General features: G+C 59.0%; 1 pseudogene. It reads left to right on the top strand.

Going from position 1 to position 307, the window contains the following annotated elements:
* Nucleotides 1-35 precede the first annotated feature (35 nt).
* Nucleotides 36-307: pseudogene (locus Q4563_RS18530) on the top strand (styrene monooxygenase/indole monooxygenase family protein); the annotation flags it as partial.

Genomic DNA, 307 nt, shown 5'->3' with positions numbered 1-307 from the left:
ACATCATGGTGTTTGAAGGTATTCCCGGTGGTGCCATGGATACCTGGCAAGATTGCAAAAGCGCCAACGATCACCTGCAAATGAGCAAGGACATCGTCTCCCGTTACGCCCCCTGGGAAGCGGAACGCTGCGGCAACATTACCCTCACTGACGACGGCGGCTATCTGGCCGGACGCTTCGCCCCAACCATTCGTCATCCCATAATGACCCTGCCGTCTGGCAAGCACGTCTTCGGCATGGCCGATGCCATTGTGGTCAACGACCCGATCACCGGTCAGGGCTCCAACAACGCCGCCAAGTGCACCGC

The sequence above is a fragment of the Gilvimarinus sp. 1_MG-2023 genome (assembly GCF_030548285.1).
Note: the sequence above shows the minus strand (reverse complement) of the source record. Positions and strands in the feature narration are given on the sequence as shown.